This window comes from Pseudomonas sp. UMAB-08, from assembly GCF_900095225.1.
In the GTDB taxonomy this organism is placed as follows: Bacteria; Pseudomonadota; Gammaproteobacteria; order Pseudomonadales; family Pseudomonadaceae; genus Aquipseudomonas.
Window position 1 is genome coordinate 65993 of sequence record NZ_LT607416.1, and the last position, 20152, is coordinate 86144.

Consider the following 20152-nt stretch of genomic DNA (forward strand, 5'->3'; position numbering starts at 1 on the left):
CATGACAACCCATACTTTCAAACCCGACATGCCACCCCCCAAGCTAAGCGTGGGTGTCGTGGCGTGGATGCGGGCCAACCTGTTCTCCAGTTGGCTCAATACCCTGCTGACGCTGTTTGCTTTCTATCTGGTCTGGTTGATCGTTCCGCCCTTATTGGGATGGACGATTTTCGATGCCAACTGGGTCGGTACTACCCGCGCCGACTGCACCAAGGCCGGTGCATGCTGGGTGTTCATCGAGCAACGTTTCGGCCAGTTCATGTACGGCTACTACCCGGTCGAACTGCGCTGGCGCATTGACCTGACCGTGTTGTTGGCGGTTATCGGTGCGGCGCCCTTGTTTATCTCGAAGTTCCCACGCAAGGCCGTTTACGGGCTGTGCTTTCTGGTGATCTACCCGACCGTGGCGTATTTCCTGATGCACGGCGGCACTTTCGGCCTGGCCAACGTGGCGACCAGCCAATGGGGCGGCTTGATGCTGACCCTGGTGATCGCCACCGTAGGCATCGCCGGCGCTCTGCCACTGGGTATTGTGCTGGCCTTGGGTCGACGTTCGAAAATGCCGGCGGTGCGTGTGGTCTGCGTGACGTTCATCGAGTTCTGGCGCGGCGTTCCGTTGATTACCGTGCTGTTCATGTCCTCGGTGATGTTGCCGTTGTTCCTGCCCGAAGGCATGAGCTTCGACAAGTTGCTACGGGCCTTGATCGGGGTGATTCTGTTCCAGTCGGCCTACGTGGCTGAAGTGGTGCGCGGTGGTTTGCAGGCCATCCCCAAAGGGCAGTACGAAGCGGCCGCTGCCATGGGCCTGGGTTACTGGCGCAGCATGGGCCTGGTGATTCTGCCGCAAGCGTTGAAACTGGTGATTCCGGGCATCGTGAACACCTTTATCGCCCTGTTCAAGGACACCAGTCTGGTGATCATCATTGGCCTGTTCGACCTGCTCAACAGCGTCAAACAAGCCGCCGCCGACCCGAAATGGCTCGGTATGGCCACCGAAGGCTATGTCTTCGCGGCCCTGGTGTTCTGGATCTTCTGTTTCGGCATGTCCCGCTACTCCATGCATTTGGAGCGTAAGTTGGACACAGGCCACAAGCGTTAGGAGTTTTGTGATGAGTGAAGCGATCAAACAGCCTCTGGGCGCCGAAGGCATGATCCAGATGCAGGGCGTGCACAAGTGGTACGGCCAGTTCCACGTGTTGAAAGACATCAACCTGAACGTCCGGCAGGGCGAGCGTATCGTATTGTGCGGACCTTCGGGGTCGGGCAAGTCGACCACGATCCGCTGTCTCAACCGTCTGGAAGAGCACCAGCAGGGTCGCATCATCGTCGACGGCACCGAGTTGACCAACGATCTCAAGCAGATCGAAGCGATCCGGCGTGAAGTGGGCATGGTGTTCCAGCACTTCAATCTGTTCCCGCACCTGACCATCTTGCAGAACTGCACGCTGGCGCCGATGTGGGTGCGCAAGATGCCTAAGCGCAAGGCTGAAGAAATCGCCATGCATTACCTGGAGCGGGTGCGGATTCCAGAGCAGGCGCATAAATACCCTGGCCAGCTCTCCGGTGGTCAGCAGCAGCGTGTGGCGATTGCCCGCGCCCTGTGCATGAAGCCGAAAATCATGCTGTTCGATGAGCCGACCTCGGCCCTCGATCCAGAAATGGTCAAGGAAGTGCTCGACACCATGGTCAGCCTCGCCGAAGACGGTATGACCATGCTCTGCGTAACCCACGAAATGGGCTTTGCCCGTACCGTGGCGAACCGGGTGATCTTCATGGACAAGGGTGAAATCGTCGAAGAGGCCGCGCCAAACGACTTCTTTGATAATCCACAAAGCGACCGCACCAAGTTGTTCCTTAGCCAGATTTTGCATTGATTTGGTGACAGGCGGCATAAAGAAGCCCGGGCTTTGGTCCGGGTTTTTTTATGGCTGTTGCATTTCCCCAAGGAGCGTGTCGATTACAAAATCCCAAGGTCCCTCATGCCCATGAGAGTAATGACACTGAAACCCCACAAGCAAAGCCCCAGCAGCATCCACGCGTAGTTAAGCAGCGTAAATCTGGCATTGCTCTCACCCCGTGAATCATCCTCCAGATAATTGATGGCCCGTTGCGCGCCGATCAGCAGGTAGGTCTCGGCACATAGCAAGACCAGGGACACCGCCGCGCTCAGCCCGAAGCCGGCAAGCAGACCCTGGCCCATCCCAATCAAGGTCAACCCCATCAGAGCAATAGCACGAAATTTGGGAAACCAGGCCAAATGACAACCGGAACGTTCAATACCTTGATTGATTCGTTGAAAAAGCACATACACAAAAAATATATTAAATAATCCTCTGGCACCTGGCCAAATACTGGCACCCGTCGAGTCCTTATAAATCTTCCAGTTTTTATATGACCAGTAAACATAATAAAGCCCGGACGTCATGATGAACATTATGGCTAGCTTTGTTATCGATACGACGAAAAAAGCCGACTCGTCCTCTTGAGTGACTTCCAGTGCGGACTGCGGCGTAGCATAGGGATTGGCAGACATCGAACCTCCTTGATATTTTTTGACTAGCGCGATAATTAACGCCCACGCTTAATACCACCCGGCCAAATCCCTGAAAGCCGGCCTGTTCCTTTATTTATGTAAGAAATTTCCGAGTAGGCCGGACCCAAACCATCGTAGGAGACAGACTTGTCTGCGAAGGCCATTCCGCGCGGGATACCAGACGGAACTCGGCGCCTGATTTTCTCAGGTGTACATCGAATCCTATCCCGGAGGAATATCGACGCGCATCGGCGGGCGTACTCTTCGTAAGAACCATTTTCTTCTTACATCAGGGACAGGAAATGAAGCGGCATGGGCATACTTCATGAAAAATGATAGCCGGCCGATAATAGAATTATCTAGCTTTCCTACGAACGGCAGAACTCCCGTTGTTGAGAAGGGAAGGTGGATATATACAAAAATATAAATGTAAAAAACAACCAGAATGAGTTTTTCTTTGGAAAATTTCATATCGGAAAAGGCGTGCACCGCCCACAGCGTGGGTAGGTAGAAAATGAAGGTAAGTAAGGGGAATAGACCGTAGGTGATCATGGTATTCATTTTGGCTTTGTGTGGTCGCCGTTCTTGCCGGACGCAAGTTTGTTGTTGAGAATCTTACGTATATTTTTTCTCGGAACTGGAGGTTTCCATATATTCATGGGGTCGCGCTTTTTATAGTCTGCTCGTGCCCCATAAACAGTAACCGATAGAATAATACTGAATACAGTAGCATAAATCACTCGCCGATAAACAGGTGTAAGGAAGAAGAACTCTGGCAAGGAAGTTACAACTATTACGGAGAAGAACGCGGCGCACGCGGGAATAATCAAGCATGAACCGACTATATAGATATACCTGTGACGGCGCGCGGTCGTTATTTTTCTGGTCGCGATGTCCTGCTTCACATCAATATCATTGACCGACCGAATTGCGTTGGCCCTTATAGGCAATAACCCATTTTTTATCCAGGGAACTGGGGTAGCGTAAGCGTACGCAATCAACATGAAAACTGAAAGCCACCCAATAATTGAGTTGTCCTTTGTCCCCAAAAACGGAATGTATCCGTCTTGAGCGAAGCGCCAGTGGGCACTCGCAAAAAATAAATTATATATGACGATGATAAAATACTTGATGAGAGAGCAACTTTTTTTGCCCAGTGCAGACTTGGCCCACAATGATGTAAGGTAAAAAAGAATGGTGCAAAATGCGAAGCTTAAGTAGAAAGTTAAGTTATGCAACCGACCTTTCCCTCCGAATATTTCCAGTTTGCATACGGAATCCCACTCGATATTAGTGAAAAGCGACAAGGGCTAACTCTCTGAAAACCGCCATCTGAGCTTTGACTTATTGGGAAGCGCCAATGCATGAACACATACACCGACCAATGCGATAGCCCCAATGAAAGGAAACTCTTGAAGTATGTCCGGCCGTTCCCCTAGGAATACAAAATAATCAGCCTTGATTATATCTAGGTAAGGCACAGCAAATACCCCATTAAAAACAATGCAGAAAAATAATTTTGTAGCGTTCAGGTTATTCCCGGAAAGGCATATTTTTAAATGGATAGCCCCGATGATACCGCCGATGACTATTAGCGGGAAAATCCACGCAATCATTTTCCCGCCTCTTCATGTATTTGGCGCATTGTTTGTAAGTCTAAGTACGCCTCGAACGTAAGCGCAGTACCGCTCATCCGCTTATATGCCCTAACGTAGTCTGTTGGGATAGGTCTAAATAGCTTCCACGTACCTGGCTTTAAAAGCAGTCGACCAGCACCAACTAGAGACAAACCTACATCAGACACGTAATAAGCGATATTACCTTCGCGAGGTCCGTAGTTTAAGCTTTTCGCAGCTACCTGGTACGCTTTCCTGGTCAGGCCTTCTGTATCGTTACGATCCTCAATAATATTCATCGTATTTTCATACATATTATTTGCTCCATGTACCATCAAGAGCGCACCGACGGTGAGGCACATTGTGCCTACGGACACATAGCAGATTCCGGCGCCGGCTATGATCTGTGCGCCCCCACCGATAATGCCAGCGCTTTTTTGACCGAGTTCTAGTGATTGCCCCCACAGACTCTTCTGTTCTCCTCCAATCTCCTTTAATCCTTGTTCGGCACTCTTCCTCCCCTCCACAACATCCCTGACAATCCCCCGCGCGTAATACGCAACCTCACGGTTGAATTGAATTCGAAGCATTCCATCTTTAATGTGTAATGCCGACACCGAGCACGCTTGGCTCGCCAGTACACCCGCCGCATGGGTGACTCTTGAGTAATCATCGCTGCTTGGTTTTTGCTTCTTGTTTATTTGCTCCATGCCGAGTCATCCCAAGAGCTGTAACCGCTGGTATTTGCCAAATGATGCGTCCAGGTAATATCACGGTAGCGAATGGCAATTTGTTCTTCAGGTTCTGCGTCATTTTCCGAGATGGCATGGGGCATGCTCATGATCTGATTGGCGATCAGGCAGCCTTTTAATTTTACGGTAAAGAATTTTTCTTGTGTGCCAAACTTCGAGACTCGGTAGAAGGTCAGTTCGCAGTCTACAACTTCCCTATTGGCTAGCGCTTGAGCCAATAGCGGGGTTGCCTTGTCAATGTTTTTGGTAATAACTATCGGTTGGTGTGTGGCGTGTCCGGAGTTTTCAATATTATGCATTCCGTGAACGAACGACAGCACCATGATTTTATCAATATGCGCTGTCTGACACTTGTTGCCAATGGACTCTTGGCTTGAGCAGCCCGCTGAAATGAGGCCTTGCTGTTTTCCTGAGACAGTCATGTAACCATGGTTTGCCATTGAATGAACCTCCATTTAAATTGCCGACAATTATATTCCGAAGGTTTTGGGGGGGGATGTAGGACGTTTCTGAATTTCATATATTTATGCGCGATGGCGGTATATCTGACACGCCGCGTTAAGGGATTCGAAGGCAAGCCCACAGATTGACCAACCTTGTGTTCTCTGTCGTTCTCCAACAGGATGCCCGGTCTGATCCAGAACCTGACCAGAGAATCAAATGACGACTAAGGCGCCTCAGGCGAGCACAGGCCCCCGTGACATCAATGAACTGCTGATCGATGCCGAAGCTGACGATGAGCAGGTGCAGCAACATCATCCGGTACTAAAACGTCCCTGGCTGTTGTTACTGGGGCTGGTATTGGTCGCCTTGAACCTGCGTCCGGCGTTGTCGAGCATGGCGCCGATGCTCAGCGACGTATCGAAAAGCCTGGGCCTGTCGGCGGCCAAAGCCGGATTACTGACTACGTTGCCCGTGCTGTGTCTGGGATTGTTCGCGCCGTTGGCGCCGATTCTGGCGCGGCGTTTTGGCAGCGAGCGGGTGGTCTTGGGCATTTTGCTGACGCTGGCGGGCGGGATCATTCTGCGCAGTTCATTCGGTGAAACGGGGCTGTTTGCAGGCAGTATTCTGGCCGGGGCGAGCATCGGCATCATCGGTGTGTTGCTGCCGGGGATCGTTAAACGGGATTTCGCCAAACAGGCCGGGACCATGACGGGCGTCTACACCATGGCCTTGTGTCTGGGCGCAGCGATGGCTGCCGGCTCGACCGTTCCGTTAAGCCAGTATTTCGACAACAGTTGGGCGACGGGCCTTGGTTTCTGGATCATTCCAGCAATGCTCGCGGCTGTGTTCTGGTTACCCCAGACACGTCAGGAGCAGGGTCTGCACCGAGTCGCCTACCGTGTGCATGGATTGCTGCGTGATCGACTGGCATGGCAAGTCACCCTTTATATGGGCCTGCAATCATCGCTGGCATACATCGTGTTTGGTTGGTTGCCATCGATTCTGATCAGCCGTGGTCTGTCCCCGACCCAAGCGGGTCTGGTGTTGTCCGGTTCGCTCATGGTGCAACTGATCAGTGCCCTGACTGCGCCTTGGCTGGCGACACGCGGGAAGGACCAGCGGCTGGCGATTTTGGTGGTGATGCTGCTGACGCTCGGCGGTTTGTTCGGTTGCCTCTATGGGCCGCTCGACGGTCTGTGGGGTTGGGCAATTGTTTTGGGCCTGGGGCAGGGCGGGACCTTCAGCCTTGCGCTGACCCTGATCGTGTTGCGCTCGCGGGATTCACATGTCGCGGCCAACCTGTCGAGCATGGCTCAAGGCTTCGGTTATACCCTCGCTTCCCTGGGGCCGTTCGCGGTGGGTATCGTTCATGACTTGACCGATGGCTGGAATGCCGTTGGCTGGATTTTCGCTGTTGTCGGTCTGGCCGCGATCGTTTTCGGGCTGGGCGCCGGGCGTGCGTTGTACGTACAGGTCCACAGCGAGAAAGTCTGAGCGACGGTATTCTCGTCGCGAATGCAGATAGTCAGGGCATGGGGTGCAGGCTATCGTGCAGGCATCTTTCGTGAGCCATGGAACCGGACTGTATGAGCGAAGCAACACGCCTGAGCGATGCCAACAACGCAGTAATCACTAAGTTTTACCAGGCGTTCAGCCGGCTGGACGCTGAGGCCATGAGCGCCTGCTACACCGAGGACGTTCTGTTCAGTGATCCGGTGTTTGGCGAGCTGCGCGGACGGCAAGCTGGTGACATGTGGCGCATGTTGACCTCGCGGGCCAAAGAGTTTTCCGTGACCTTCGACAGCGTGCGCGCCGACGAGCGCACTGGCGGTGCCCATTGGGTCGCGACCTACCTGTTCAGCCAGACCGGCAACACCGTGGTCAACGATATCCAGGCGCGCTTCGTGTTTCGCGACGGAAAGATCTGCGAACATCGTGACCATTTCGACCTGTGGCGTTGGTCGCGTCAGGCCTTGGGCGCCAAAGGTCTGCTGTTGGGCTGGACACCGCTTGTGCAAAACGCGATTCGGGCTCAGGCGCAGAAAGGCCTGAAAGCTTTCCAGGCCGGGCGCTGACGCTCTGCTAAGATCGTCAGCTCGCTCTAACTGCCTGCGTTCATGACCACCATGCAAGAAGCTTCCCTCACGCCGGCCGACGATACGCCGATGACGATCAACGCCGGCAAGCCCTGGTTCGTCTATCTGGTGCGCGCGGCCAACGGTTCGTTGTACTGCGGAATCAGCGATGATCCCCAGCGCCGTTTTGCCGCCCATCAAAGTGGCAAGGGTGCGCGCTTCTTCTATTCCAGCCCGGCGGTCGCGCTGGTCTACACCGAAGCCTGCTGCGATAAACGTGAGGCCTTGCGTCAGGAACGGTTGATCAAGCAGTTGAAAAAAAGCGCCAAGGAAGCCCTGGTATTGAGTGCGGTTGCTGATCCATCGGCGTGATGAGCGGTTATCAGGCTGACCGGGTAGGCTCGCAGGACTCAGGCAGGTAAGCTGCTGACTTTCCATCTGAAGGGCGGACCGAACATGACAGAGCTGATCCTGCACCATTACCCAGCCTCGCCGTTTTCCGAAAAAGCCCGTTTGATCCTGGGCTTCAAAGGGCTGTCGTGGCGCTCGGTGATGATCTCACCCGTCATGCCAAAGCCTGACCTGACCGCATTGACCGGGGGTTATCGCAAGACGCCGGTGCTGCAAGTGGGGGCCGATATCTATTGCGACACGGCCTTGATGGCCCGCCGTTTGGAACAGCAGAAAGCCTCACCTACGTTTTTCCCCGAAGGCCAGGAATTCACCGTGGCCAGCTTCGCTGCCTGGTCCGATTCAATCATGTTCCAGCATGCCGTGAGCCTGGTGTTCCAGCCAGAATCCATCGCCCTGCGTTTTGCCAAAGTACCGCCCGAGGCGGTCAAAGCCTTTATTGCCGACCGTGCCGGGTTGTTCAGTGGCGGCACCGCATCACGGCTGACGCTGGAGCAGGCCAAGCATCAATGGCCGACCCTGATGTCCCGGTTGGAGCTGCAACTGGAACGCAATGGCGACTTCCTGTTCGGTGAGGCCTCCATTGCCGACTTCTCCCTGGCCCACACCCTGTGGTTTCTCAAGCAGACGCCCGTGACCGCACCGTTTGTCGATGCCTACCCGGCGGTGTCGACGTGGTTGAATCGAGTGCTGGGCTTCGGTCACGGTGCGTTCAGCGACATGAGTGCCACAGACGCTCTGGAGATCGCTCGTAACGCTACGCCTGCCGCGCTGCCGGACGAGGTCTTCGAGGACCCGAACGGCTTCACCCCCGGCCAGAAAGTGGCCATCTCCGCCGTTGACTACGGCGTCGATCCGGTGGAAGGCGAGTTAGTCTTTGCGGGTCGTGAAGAGCTGATTCTGCGTCGCGAGGACGAGCGCACGGGTGTAGTGCATGTGCACTTTCCGCGCTTTGGATTTCGGATCGAGGCGCGCTGAGCAGAAAGTCCCGCGCCTGCTTTCGGGTGCTGCTGACATCACTTCAATGCCGCCAGGATCGCTTCCGGGCTGAATCCCCTGATCAACGTGCCATTTACGTCGATCAGCGGGATGCCGCGTCCACCCAACGCCTCATAGGCCTTGCGCCCTTCGGCTGACTTCTCGATATCAAACTCTTTGTACGGGATGCCTTTGCTGTCGAGAAAACGTCGGGTCTTTTTGCAGTAGCCGCACCAGTCAGTGGCGTACAGCACGACGTTGGCCTGCGCCTGACGTTGAGTCGCCACTGCCGAGGACGGCGAGAACAGGTGTTCGATCTTGCCCCAGTTCTGGTAAGCCACAACCACGAGCATGATCAGCAGAAACTTTTTCAGCGTGCGCGTCAGCATCTGCCAGAGCCCTTTTTAACCATCACCGGCGCTTCAACTGGTCAGTGAGTTGGGTGGGCAGACCTTTGATGATCAAAGTGCCAGCCTCTTCGTCGTACTCGATTTTATCGCCCAGCAAATGGGCCTCAAAGCTGATCGACAGACCCTCTGCACGGCCGGTGAAACGGCGGAACTGATTCAGGGTGCGCTTATCCGCCGGGATCTCCGGAGACAGGCCATAGTCCTTGTTGCGGATGTGTTCATAGAACGCGCGTGGGCGTTCTTCGTCGATCAGCCCTGAAAGCACTTCCAGGCCCATGGGCTCGCCGATCTTGCTTTGGCTGCTGGCGTAGTCGACCAGTGTCTTGGTCTTCTCGCGGGCGGACTCTTCCGGCAGGTCTTCGCTCTCCACGAAGTCGCTGAAGGCCTTGAGCAGGGTGCGGGTTTCGCCCGGACCATCGACACCTTCCTGGCAGCCGATGAAGTCACGGAAGTATTCCGAAACCTTTTTGCCGTTCTTGCCCTTGATGAAGGAAATGTACTGCTTGGACTGCTTGTTGTTCTGCCACTCGGAAATATTCACCCGTGCGGCCAGGTGCAATTGGCCCAGGTCCAGATGGCGCGACGGCGTCACGTCCAGTTCGGCATTCACTGCCACGCCTTCACTGTGGTGCAACAGGGCGATGGCCAGGTAGTCGGTCATGCCTTGTTGGTAGTGGGCGAACAAAACGTGGCCGCCGACCGAGAGGTTGGATTCTTCCATCAGCTTCTGCAGGTGCTCGACGGCGACCCGACTGAATGCGGTGAAATCCTTGCCGCCTTCCAGGTATTCCTTCAACCAGCCGCTGAAAGGGTGCGCGCCGGATTCGGCGTGGAAAAACCCCCAGGCTTTGCCTTGCTTGGCGTTATAGCTCTCGTTGAGGTCGGCGAGCATGTGCTCGATGGCCTGGGACTCAGCGAGTTCGGAGTCGCGCGCATGCAGGACTGCTGGCGTACCGTCGGGTTTTTTGTCGATCAGGTGGACGATGCAATGACGGATCGGCATGGGCTTCTCGGCTGGGGTAAACGGATGATGAAGCGCTGCGGTGGAGCCCGCGCTCAATTCAAGGTCGGGCAGTGTAACGCACCTTGGGCACTGCCAGAACGCCTCGCAAGACACGGGTTTTGGCCTGAATCAGGCGTTTGCCCTGTATTTTTCATGCTCTAACGCTCTAAAGCTGACCAAATGGGTAGGTAGGTGCGGATATTTGATCGTCTCTGTGCTAGTTTTGCCCGGTCTTGCGCACTTGAAGGGCGCTAAGCATGCAGTTTGTAAGCGTCAGGTCGAACCAAAGCCCGGTTTCAGTATCTACATTTCGCGATTAATCGTGGCTGCTACTGGAGGGCCGGATTCATTGTCTGGCCCCAGGCCGATGCCGCATTCTGCAATCCACATGAATTTGATAGGGAAGGAACACCACCATGGCTCTGACTAAAGACCAATTGATCGCCGATATCGCTGAAGCTATCGACGCGCCAAAAACCACCGCGCGTAATGCTCTTGAGCAATTGGGCCAAATTGTTGCTGACCAACTGGAAAATGGCGCTGAAATCACTTTGCCAGGCATTGGCAAATTGAAAGTGACCGAGCGTCCAGCTCGCACTGGCCGTAACCCGTCGACGGGCGCTGCCATCGAAATCGCTGCCAAAAAAGTGATCAAGTTCGTGCCTGCCAAAGGGTTGACCGATTCGGTTAACAAGTAAGCCGAAGCTGCCTTAAGGGCAGTTTTTACTTGCTGTAAAAAAGCCGTGCTCCGGATCGCTCCGGGCACGGCTTTTTCAGGCCTGCGGTAAACCCATCCAGCGTGAACTCAGCTTTTGGCCGATGCCCAGCGCTCCAGGCGCCATGCTTGCTGCTGTGCTTTGTCGAGGAAAGTCCAGGCAACGAAGCGGCTCTGCTTCTGGCCTTGTGACATTTCCACCACGTGGCTTTCCACAACCCCGGCCTTTTTCAGCGTGCTTTGAATCGAGGCCAGGTTGGAAGCCTTCGATACCAGCGTGCTGAACCAGAATACCTGCCGCGGTACCTGCTTGCTCTCGTTGATCAGTTGCGTCACGAAGCCAATTTCGCCGCCTTCGCACCACAATTCCTGCGACTGCCCACCAAAGTTCAAGACCGGCAATTTGCGCTTGGGATCAGCTTTGCCGAGGGCGCGCCATTTGCGTTGACTGCCGCGTTGCGCTTCGTCGATTGAGGCGTGGAACGGCGGGTTGCATACGCTCAGGTCGAAACGTTCGTCGCTGCGCAGCAGGTCCAGAAGGATGTGCGAGCGATTGCTTTGCAGGCGCAGACTGATGGCTTTGCTCAGGCCATTGGACTTGACGATGGCGGTAGCGGCCGCAACGGCAGTCGGATCGATCTCCGAGCCAAGGAACTGCCAGCCGTAGTCGCTGTGACCGATCAACGGATAGACGCAGTTGGCGCCCATGCCGATATCCAGCGCACGAATCGACGCACCGCGCGGGATAACGCCGTCGTTGCTGCTGGCCAACAGGTCAGCGATGAAGTGCAGGTAATCGGCACGTCCTGGAATCGGCGGGCAAAGATAGTCCGCCGGGATATCCCAATGGGCAACGCCATAATAGGACTTGAGCAAGGCCCGGTTGAACACCCGTACGGCAGTCGGGTTGGCGAAGTCGATGCTTTCCTTGCCATACGGATTGATGACCACGAATTCGCCCAGTTCCGGGCTGCTTTTGATCAACTGCGCAAAATCGTAACGGCCTTGATGGCGGTTGCGGGGATGCAGGGTCGCTTTTTCACGGGGCTCGGCGGGTTTGTTGGGTGCTTTAGGTGTGCGTGGAGCTGTCATGAGGAGTCAATTCTGTGAAGTGTAGGCGTAGCCCTGTAGGAGCTGCCGAAGGCTGCGATAAGGTTGGAACAACCTTCGCTTGTTTAAGACCACGACCGCTTCGCAGTCGATCGCAGCCTTCGGCAGCTCCTACAGGGTGCCACTGGCTCGCTTGCGAGCCAGTTTTACTTGTCGCCCTTACAAACTGGCGATCCGTGCGTGTTGCTCAGCCAGCTTGCCCAAAGCCTGTTCGGCTTCGGCCATTTTGGCGCGTTCTTTGGCGATGACTTCAGGCGGAGCCTTGTCGACGAAGGCGGCGTTGGACAGCTTGCCGCCGACGCGTTGCACTTCACCTTGCAGGCGCAGGATTTCTTTGTCCAGTCGCGCCAGCTCGGCGGCTTTGTCGATCAAGCCGGCCATCGGCACCAGCACTTCCATCTCGCCCACCAGCGCTGTGGCAGACAGCGGCGCTTCTACGCCCTCAGCCAACACGGTGATGGATTCGAGCTTGGCCAGTTTTTTCAACAGGTAGTCGTTTTCGGTCAGGCGACGCTGATCTTCGGCGCTGACGTTCTTGAGGAACAATTGCAGCGGCTTGCCTGGGCCGATGTTCATTTCCCCGCGAATGTTGCGGGTGCCGAGCATCAGGCCCTTGAGCCACTCGATATCGTCTTCGGCGGCCTGATCAATGCGTGCCTCGTTGGCCACTGGCCACGGTTGCAGCATGATCGTCTTGCCGCTCACGCCAGCCAGTGGCGCCAGGCGCTGCCAGATTTCTTCGGTGATGAAGGGCATGAACGGGTGAGCCAGACGCAAAGCGACTTCCAGTACCCGTACCAGCGTACGGCGGGTGCCGCGCTGACGCTCGACCGGTGCGGTTTCGTCCCACAATACCGGCTTGGACAGCTCCAGGTACCAGTCGCAATACTGGTTCCAGATGAACTCATACAATGCCTGTGCCGCGAGGTCGAAGCGGAACTGGTCGAGGTGTCGGGTCACTTCGCTTTCAGTGCGTTGCAGCTGGGAGATGATCCAGCGATCCGCCAGCGACAGCTCTACCGCTTCGCCGTTCTGGCCGCAGTCTTCGCCCTTGTCCAGAACGTAGCGTGCGGCGTTCCAGATCTTGTTGCAGAAGTTGCGATAGCCTTCGACGCGGCCCATGTCGAACTTGATGTCGCGGCCGGTGGAGGCCAGCGAGCAGAACGTAAAGCGCAGGGCGTCGGTGCCATAGCTGGCGATGCCGTCGGCGAATTCCTCGCGGGTCTGCTTTTCGATTTTCTTCAGCAGTTTCGGCTGCATCAGCCCGGTGGTGCGCTTGGCGACCAGGTCTTCGAGTTCGATGCCGTCGATGATGTCCAGTGGGTCAAGGACGTTGCCCTTGGACTTGGACATCTTTTGACCCTGGCCGTCGCGTACCAGACCATGCACGTACACGGTCTTGAACGGAACCTGCGGCGTGCCGTCTTCGTTTTTCACCAAATGCATGGTCAGCATGATCATCCGGGCGACCCAGAAGAAAATGATGTCGAAGCCGGTGACCAGTACGTCGGTGGAGTGGAAGGTCTTGAGTGCTTCGGTTTTTTCCGGCCAACCCAAGGTCGAAAAGGTCCAAAGCCCAGAGCTGAACCATGTGTCGAGAACGTCGTTGTCCTGTTGCAGGGCGATGTCCGGGCCCAGGTTGTGCTTGGCACGCACTTCGGCTTCGTCGCGGCCGACATAGACTTTGCCGGACTCGTCGTACCAGGCCGGGATGCGGTGGCCCCACCAGAGTTGACGGCTGATGCACCAGTCCTGGATGTCACGCATCCACGAGAAGTACATGTTTTCGTACTGCTTGGGCACGAAAGCGATGCGGCCATCTTCTACGGCAGCGATGGCGGGTTCGGCCAACGGCTTGGTGGAGACGTACCACTGGTCGGTGAGCCACGGCTCGATGATGGTCCCGGAGCGGTCGCCCTTGGGCACTTTCAGCGCGTGGTCATCGACACTGACCAGCAAACCCATTTCATCAAGGGCGGCGACGATCTGCTTGCGCGCTTCGAAACGGTCGAGACCGGCGTAGGCTGCGGGCAGCGTGCCATCCACTTGATCGTTGAGCGTGCCGTCGATGTTGAACACCTGCGCGACAGGCAGCACGGCGGCGTTCTTGTCGAAGATGTTCAGCAGCGGCAGATTGTGGCGCTTGCCGACTTCATAGTCGTTGAAATCGTGGGCCGGTGTGATCTTCACGCAGCCGGTGCCGAATTCAGGATCGCAGTAATCGTCAGCGATGATCGGGATACGGCGGCCAACCAGTGGCAGCTCGACGAACTTGCCGATCAGGGCTTTGTAGCGCTCGTCTTCCGGGTTAACCGCTACAGCGGCGTCGCCCAGCATGGTTTCCGGACGGGTGGTGGCAACGACCAGGTAATCCAGGCCGTCAGCGGTTTGAGCGCCATCAGCCAGTGGATAACGCAGGTTCCACAGGTGACCTTTCTCGTCGTGGTTTTCCACTTCCAGATCGGAGATCGCCGTGTGCAGCTTGGTGTCCCAGTTGACCAGGCGCTTGCCGCGATAGATCAAGCCGTCTTCATGCAGGCGCACGAAAGCTTCTTTGACGGCATCGGACAGGCCGTCGTCCATGGTGAAACGCTCGCGGTTCCAGTCCACGGATGAACCCAGGCGGCGGATCTGCCGGCTGATGTTGCCGCCCGACTGATCCTTCCATTCCCAGATTTTTTCGAGGAATTTTTCACGGCCCAGGTCGTGACGGCTCAGGCCTTGAGCTTCGATCTGGCGCTCTACCAGCATCTGCGTGGCGATACCGGCGTGGTCGGTACCCGGCTGCCACAGGGTGTTGCGACCCTGCATGCGGCGGAAACGGATCAGGGCGTCCATGATCGCGTTATTGAAGCCGTGACCCATGTGCAGGCTGCCGGTGACGTTCGGCGGCGGGATCATGATGGTGTATGCGTCACCCGTGCCTTGCGGAGCGAAATAGTTCTCGGACTCCCAGGTCTGGTACCAGGAAGTTTCAATAGCGTGCGGCTGGTAGGTCTTATCCATGCGCGGCGGGACCCTAATAGGCATTAATTCAGGAAAGCCGACAAGTATAACGGGGATGAACAGCGGGGCGTAGAGCGAGGCGATCACCAGCGGGATAAAAGTGCTGGTTCATGAGGTGTGCAGGCGCGGGCAAGCCCGCTCCTGCACGGGTAAACAGTTGCTCAGCTCTGATATTGACTTAACAACCGTTCCATCCGCGCATCAAGGCGGCGTTTGATTTCGGTTTCTATGTGCGGGGCGAAGTCGTCGATAACGTCTTGCATGATCAATTGCGCAGCGGCGCGCAATTCGCTTTCCAGGTGCAACAGGCGATCCGGGTTGGCGCTGACAGGTTCGGGTTGTGCCGCCGGAGGTTCTGGCGTCAGGGTCGGAATGTCCGCCTCTTCGACATCGGTGTCATCCGCGTCGGTGTGTGCCGTCGCCTGAGCGCCCACCACGTTGAACAGTAGCGGAATCTGTACGTCGCTGGTGACCGAGTCGGTCAACAACGGCGGCTGCAGGGAGTCATCGCCGAGCAATTGGCGGATCGACTCGAGGTCATCCAGCAGATGCGCGGAGTCTTTCAGGGGTTTTTGAGTATCCATCGTGTGCTCAGAGACGCTGTAGCCGGTGATCTTGCAGAGGATAGCCCTGTTCACGATAGAAGCGGAAGCTCTCTCGTGCGGCCTGACGAATCGCCGGGTCTTCTACCACGACTTCCGCCACGCGGGCAAAGCGCTTGAAAAATTCGGGGATGCGCAGGTCCAGATTGACCAGCAGATCCTGATGGTGCCCAGGGTCATCGCCCAGGCCTAAAACGACGGGCGCGTCCTGATCGTCTTCCGCCGCGCCATGGGGCACGAAGCTTTCGCCCTTGAAGCGCCACAGCCTGGCGTCGAGGTCGTCGCGTTGGGCGGCATCGCTGCAATGGATGTACACCCGATGGCCCAGACGCCAGGCCTTTTCGCTGAGCTTGCAGGCGAAGTCCAGGCGTGCCAGCGGGTCAGCGCTGGGCAGGATATAAAAATCGACTTGAGTCATGTCAGTTCCAGAGCGCAGGGCGTATCAGCCAGACGGCCGATACGCCCTCAAGCGTTTTATGCGCCAGCGCGGTCGAGCAGGTATTGAGTCAGCAGCGGAACCGGGCGGCCAGTCGCGCCCTTGTCCTTGCCGCCGCTCAGCCATGCAGTGCCCGCGATGTCCAGGTGGGCCCAGTTGTAGGCTTTGGCAAAGCGTGACAAGAAGCAGCCTGCGGTGATCGAGCCGCCTTTAGGGCCGCCAATGTTGGCAATGTCGGCGAACGGGCTGTCAAGTTGCTCTTGGTACTCCTCGAACAATGGCAATTGCCAGGCGCGGTCGTCAGCCTTTTTGCCAGCGTCGAGCAGTTGTCCGATCAGCGCATCGTTGTTGCCCATCAGCCCGGAGGTGTGACCGCCCAATGCGACGACACAGGCGCCGGTCAGGGTGGCGATGTCGATCACCGCTTGTGGTTTGAAGCGTTCGGCGTAGGTCAGGGTGTCGCACAGCACCAGACGGCCTTCGGCGTCGGTGTTGAGGATCTCGACGGTCTGACCGCTCATGGTGCTGACAATATCGCCCGGACGAGTGGCGTTGCCGCCTGGCATGTTCTCGGCGCAGGCCAGCAGGCACACCAGGTTGATTGGCAGTTTCAGCTCAAGCACGGCGCGCAGGGTGCCGAACACGCTGGCGGCACCGCACATGTCGTACTTCATTTCGTCCATACCTGCGGCAGGCTTGATGCTGATGCCGCCGGTGTCGAAGGTGACGCCCTTGCCGACCAGCACATGCGGCTGGTCGCTCTTCTTGCCGCCCTGATAATTCATCACGATCAGGCGGGGCGGTTGTTCGCTGCCCTGGGCTACAGCCAGGAAAGCGCCCATGCCCAGTTCCTTGAGCTTCTTCTCATCGAGGATGTCGACTTTGAGATGCTTGTGTTCCTTGCCCAGCGCTTTCGCTTCTTCGGCCAGGTAGCTTGGGTGGCAGACGTTGGGCGGCAGATTGCCCAGGTCGCGGGTGAAGGCCATGCCAGTGGCGATAGCGGCGGCGTGAGTGGCGGCGCGCTCGGTGTCAGCCAGTGCTGCCTTGCTGGTCAGCAAGGTGATTTTCTTCAGGGCGCGCGGCTCTGCTTTCTGGCTTTTGAAACGGTCGAACACATATTCGCCATCGGCCAGGGTCTCTACCAGCAGGCGTACTTTGCCGTAGGTGTCGCGATTCTTGACCGCAAGATCGCCGAGGGCAATGACCGCATCGCTGCCGCCCAGGCCTTTAAGCACGTTTAGCGCGCCGGTGACGACTTTGCGGAACTGACGGTCAGACAATTCGGCTTCTTTACCCACGCCGACCAACAGCACGCGTTCGGCTTTGAGGTTGGGCAGGGTGTGCAGCAGCAGGCTTTGGCCGACTTTACCAGGCAGGTCGCCACGTTTCAGCGCCGCAGTAATCGCGCCGCCGCTGAGGGTGTCGAGCTTTGTTGCTGCGTCGCTGAGGGTGCGGTCTTCAGTGACTGCGACTACCAGCGTGGCGGTTTTCAAGGTTTCTGGACTAACGCTCTTTACAACAAATTCCATGTCGGGGTCCCCGAATAAACTGTGAGTTTTCGTAGAATAAGTGACATGCGCGGCCACAGAGAGGTGTCTCGAATCTGTGACGCCTGCTACAAGGCCCGCAGTTTGACCCTGACGCACGGACCCTGACAACCCTTCGCGCGATACGTTTACATACAGTCCTGACGTTGTCGTATCGAGCGTATCAGCCTTCTATAGAGAAGGCGCAGTGACAGGGACCCTCAATCACAGGATAATGCCGCATATTTTTTAGGCGGGTCGCTTCTGCGAGCCGGTTATCACTGTGGCTGATTCGCTTTCTTTGTTTGGCCCCCTGCGCCTGACAACCCTGGAGTGTCTGGTTTGATCGTCTTTCGTTATCTGTCCCGAGAAGTGCTGGTTACCTTGAGCGCGGTCAGCGCCGTGTTGTTGGTAATCATCATGAGCGGACGCTTCATCAAATACCTGGCTCAAGCCGCATCGGGTGTCCTCGACCCTGGTGTGTTGTTCATGATCATGGGCTTTCGTCTGCCCGGCTTCATGCAACTGATCCTGCCACTGGGCTTGTTCCTGGGCATCCTTCTGGCATACGGACGGCTTTATCTGGAAAGCGAGATGACCGTTCTGGCCGCTACCGGCATGAGCCAGCAACGTTTGCTGTGGATGACCATGGCGCCCGCGACCCTGGTTGCGCTGCTGGTCACCTGGCTGAGCCTGGGGCTGGCGCCGCAAGGGGCTGCGCAGGTCTCTATGATCGTCAATCAGCAAGACGCACTGACCGAATTCGACACACTGGTTCCCGGCCGTTTCCAGGCGCTGCGCGACGGCACCCGGATCACCTACACAGAGACACTGTCAGACGACCGCGCGCTTCTGGGTGGGGTGTTCATTTCCGAGAAACGCGTGTCCCAGAACGGCGCGAAGGATCCGGGGATCTCGGTACTGGTTGCTGAAAAGGGACGCCAGGAGGTCAAGGCTGATGGCCGCCGTTATCTGATTCTGGAAAACGGTTATCGCTATGACGGTAATCCTGGCGAGGCCAATTACCGCGCAATCAAGTACGACACGTACGGTGCGCTGTTGCCCAAGCCCGAGATCAGCGAGGAGGTCACCGACCGCGAGGCGATTCCGACCCGTGATTTGTTCGGCAGTGACAATCCCCGCTACAAAGCCGAGTTGCAGTGGCGGCTCGCGCTGCCCTTGCTGGTGTTTATCGTGACATTGATTGCGGTGCCGCTGTCCCGGGCCAACCCGCGTCAGGGCCGTTTCCTCAAGCTGCTTCCGGCGATTCTTCTGTATATGGCTTATCTGACCATTTTGATTGCTGCTCGCGGTGCGCTGGAGCGGGGCAAGATTCCAATGAGCCTTGGCCTTTGGTGGGTGCATCTGCTGTTTCTGGGCATTGGGCTGCTGTTGCTTTACTGGGAAGCCCTGCGATTGAAGTTTGCGAGTCGCCGCAGCATGCAGGAGGTGGCCCGTGGTTAAAATCGACCGCTATATCGGCAAGAGTGTTTTAGTCGCGATCCTGGGTGTGCTCGGGGTCATTCTGGGGCTGGCCTCGCTGTTTGCCTTCATTGATGAGATGAACGAGATCAGTGACACCTACACGTTGGCCAATGCTGGCTCTTTCGTGTTGCTGACTGCGCCACGCCGTATCTACGAGATGTTGCCGATGGCTGCGCTGATTGGTTGCCTGGTCGGCCTTGGCGGCCTGGCGAGCAGCAGCGAGCTGACAATCATGCGCGCAGCCGGTGTGTCCATCGGGCGCATTGTCTGGGCCGTGATGAAGCCAATGCTGGTGCTGATGATCGCTGGCTTGTTGCTGGGTGAGTATGTCGCGCCGCCCGCTGAAAACCTGGCTCAGTCAAACCGTTCCCTGGCTCAGGGCGGCGGCGACTCGCAAAGTGGCCGGCACGGTGTGTGGCACCGTCAGGGTGAAGAGTTCATTCACATCAACACCGTGCAACCCAACGGTGTGCTGTACGGCGTGACCCGCTATCGTTTCGACAATGAACGCCACATGCAAATCGCAAGTTTTGCCAAGCGGGCGAAATTCGACACTGACCATTGGCAGCTGGAAGAGCTCATTACCACGGTTTTCCACGCCGACAGTACTGAAGTCGTCAATACCCCGTCCGAGCGTTGGGACGTGTCCCTCAGCCCGCAACTGCTCAGCACGCTGGTCTTGCCCCCGGATTCGCTGTCGATTACCGGCTTGTGGAGTTACGCGCATTACCTGGCTGAACAGGGTTTGAATAACGGCCGTTACTGGTTGGCGTTCTGGACCAAAGTCCTGCAGCCGCTGGTCACGGTGGCGTTGGTACTGATGGCGATCTCATTCATCTTCGGTCCATTGCGCTCGGTGACCTTGGGTCAACGGGTGTTCACCGGCGTGCTGGTCGGGTTCACCTTCCGCATTGCCCAAGACCTGCTGGGGCCGTCGAGTCTGGTGTTCGGATTCTCGCCACTGTTCGCTGTGCTGGTGCCCTCCGGGATCTGTGCCGTGGCCGGGGTCTGGTTGTTGCGCCGGGCGGGTTAGAAAAAAGACAGATAAAA

21 protein-coding genes are annotated in these 20152 nt (G+C 56.7%); 9 read left to right on the plus strand and 12 right to left on the minus strand.

Annotated features, from left to right (window positions below; translation table 11 throughout):
* Position 1: 1 nt before the first annotated feature.
* Together K0F75_RS05870 and K0F75_RS05875 are read left to right on the plus strand one after the other, a co-directional pair.
* A complete protein-coding gene (locus K0F75_RS05870) occupies positions 2-1099 on the plus strand; it encodes an amino acid ABC transporter permease (protein ID WP_219060923.1) in 1098 nt (365 codons plus the stop codon).
* A 10-nt stretch (positions 1100-1109) separates the two neighbouring features.
* Positions 1110-1874, plus strand: coding sequence for an amino acid ABC transporter ATP-binding protein (locus K0F75_RS05875; protein WP_219060924.1), 765 nt, complete (start codon positions 1110-1112; stop codon positions 1872-1874).
* A gap of 83 nt (positions 1875-1957) precedes the next feature.
* Here the strand turns inward: K0F75_RS05875 and K0F75_RS05880 are convergent, their stop codons facing one another.
* From K0F75_RS05880 to K0F75_RS05900, 5 genes are all read right to left on the minus strand, one after another.
* Positions 1958-2533, minus strand: a complete 576-nt coding sequence (locus K0F75_RS05880; RefSeq protein WP_219060925.1) for a hypothetical protein — start codon at positions 2531-2533, stop codon at positions 1958-1960.
* Positions 2534-2755: 222 nt separating this feature from the next.
* Positions 2756-3085, minus strand: coding sequence for a hypothetical protein (locus K0F75_RS05885; RefSeq protein WP_219060926.1), 330 nt, complete (start codon positions 3083-3085; stop codon positions 2756-2758).
* A 758-nt stretch (positions 3086-3843) separates the two neighbouring features.
* On the minus strand, positions 3844-4149 hold the full coding sequence (locus K0F75_RS05890; RefSeq protein WP_219060927.1) for a hypothetical protein: 306 nt from the start codon (positions 4147-4149) through the stop codon (positions 3844-3846).
* Positions 4146-4859 (minus strand): DUF4225 domain-containing protein, encoded by a 714-nt coding sequence (locus K0F75_RS05895; protein ID WP_219060928.1) that lies wholly within the window; start codon positions 4857-4859, stop codon positions 4146-4148. Before K0F75_RS05895 ends, K0F75_RS05890 begins: the two co-directional genes overlap by 4 nt.
* Positions 4847-5341: an Hcp family type VI secretion system effector gene (locus K0F75_RS05900; protein ID WP_219060929.1), complete on the minus strand. Its 495-nt coding sequence runs from the start codon at positions 5339-5341 to the stop codon at positions 4847-4849. Before K0F75_RS05900 ends, K0F75_RS05895 begins: the two co-directional genes overlap by 13 nt.
* Before the next feature lie 220 nt (positions 5342-5561).
* Here K0F75_RS05900 and K0F75_RS05905 point away from each other — a divergent pair, with 220 nt between their 5' ends.
* The 4 genes from K0F75_RS05905 (at position 5562) to K0F75_RS05920 (ending at position 8809) form a co-directional block, all read left to right on the plus strand.
* Positions 5562-6839, plus strand: coding sequence for a CynX/NimT family MFS transporter (locus K0F75_RS05905; RefSeq protein ID WP_219060930.1), 1278 nt, complete (start codon positions 5562-5564; stop codon positions 6837-6839).
* A 110-nt stretch (positions 6840-6949) separates the two neighbouring features.
* Positions 6950-7420 (plus strand): nuclear transport factor 2 family protein, encoded by a 471-nt coding sequence (locus K0F75_RS05910; protein ID WP_219061298.1) that lies wholly within the window; start codon positions 6950-6952, stop codon positions 7418-7420.
* Between the two features lie 51 nt (positions 7421-7471).
* Positions 7472-7792, plus strand: a complete 321-nt coding sequence (locus K0F75_RS05915) for a GIY-YIG nuclease family protein (protein WP_374028607.1) — start codon at positions 7472-7474, stop codon at positions 7790-7792.
* Positions 7793-7876: 84 nt separating this feature from the next.
* Positions 7877-8809 (plus strand): glutathione S-transferase family protein, encoded by a 933-nt coding sequence (locus tag K0F75_RS05920; RefSeq protein ID WP_219060932.1) that lies wholly within the window; start codon positions 7877-7879, stop codon positions 8807-8809.
* A 38-nt stretch (positions 8810-8847) separates the two neighbouring features.
* On the opposite strand, the gene K0F75_RS05925 is transcribed toward K0F75_RS05920, so the two are convergent.
* Both K0F75_RS05925 and yejK read right to left on the minus strand, forming a co-directional pair.
* Positions 8848-9198 (minus strand): glutaredoxin family protein, encoded by a 351-nt coding sequence (locus K0F75_RS05925; RefSeq protein ID WP_219060933.1) that lies wholly within the window; start codon positions 9196-9198, stop codon positions 8848-8850.
* 22 nt (positions 9199-9220) lie between these two features.
* Positions 9221-10222, minus strand: a complete 1002-nt coding sequence (yejK, locus tag K0F75_RS05930) for a nucleoid-associated protein YejK (protein WP_219060934.1) — start codon at positions 10220-10222, stop codon at positions 9221-9223.
* Between the two features lie 416 nt (positions 10223-10638).
* Here yejK and K0F75_RS05935 point away from each other — a divergent pair, with 416 nt between their 5' ends.
* The gene (locus K0F75_RS05935) at positions 10639-10920 is read left to right on the plus strand and encodes an HU family DNA-binding protein (RefSeq protein ID WP_219060935.1); all 282 of its coding nucleotides are present in this window, start codon (positions 10639-10641) and stop codon (positions 10918-10920) included.
* 107 nt (positions 10921-11027) lie between these two features.
* Here the strand turns inward: K0F75_RS05935 and rlmF are convergent, their stop codons facing one another.
* The 5 genes from rlmF to K0F75_RS05960 form a co-directional block, all read right to left on the minus strand.
* Positions 11028-12029 carry a 23S rRNA (adenine(1618)-N(6))-methyltransferase RlmF gene (gene rlmF / locus K0F75_RS05940; RefSeq protein ID WP_219060936.1) on the minus strand — a complete coding sequence of 334 codons (1002 nt, stop codon included), beginning with the start codon at positions 12027-12029 and terminating at the stop codon, positions 11028-11030.
* Positions 12030-12206: 177 nt separating this feature from the next.
* The gene (locus K0F75_RS05945) at positions 12207-15053 is read right to left on the minus strand and encodes a valine--tRNA ligase (RefSeq protein ID WP_219060937.1); all 2847 of its coding nucleotides are present in this window, start codon (positions 15051-15053) and stop codon (positions 12207-12209) included.
* A 161-nt stretch (positions 15054-15214) separates the two neighbouring features.
* A complete protein-coding gene (locus tag K0F75_RS05950) occupies positions 15215-15637 on the minus strand; it encodes a DNA polymerase III subunit chi (RefSeq protein ID WP_219060938.1) in 423 nt (140 codons plus the stop codon).
* Positions 15638-15644: 7 nt separating this feature from the next.
* The gene (locus tag K0F75_RS05955; protein ID WP_219060939.1) at positions 15645-16073 is read right to left on the minus strand and encodes a DNA polymerase III subunit chi; all 429 of its coding nucleotides are present in this window, start codon (positions 16071-16073) and stop codon (positions 15645-15647) included.
* A gap of 56 nt (positions 16074-16129) precedes the next feature.
* Positions 16130-17620 carry a leucyl aminopeptidase gene (locus K0F75_RS05960; RefSeq protein ID WP_219060940.1) on the minus strand — a complete coding sequence of 497 codons (1491 nt, stop codon included), beginning with the start codon at positions 17618-17620 and terminating at the stop codon, positions 16130-16132.
* Positions 17621-17959: 339 nt separating this feature from the next.
* Here K0F75_RS05960 and lptF point away from each other — a divergent pair, with 339 nt between their 5' ends.
* Entirely contained in the window at positions 17960-19081 is a 1122-nt protein-coding gene (gene lptF, locus K0F75_RS05965) for an LPS export ABC transporter permease LptF (protein ID WP_219060941.1), read from the plus strand.
* The gene (gene lptG / locus K0F75_RS05970) at positions 19074-20135 is read left to right on the plus strand and encodes an LPS export ABC transporter permease LptG (RefSeq protein ID WP_219060942.1); all 1062 of its coding nucleotides are present in this window, start codon (positions 19074-19076) and stop codon (positions 20133-20135) included. The genes lptF and lptG overlap by 8 nt, the downstream gene beginning before the upstream one ends.
* Positions 20136-20152 lie beyond the last annotated feature (17 nt).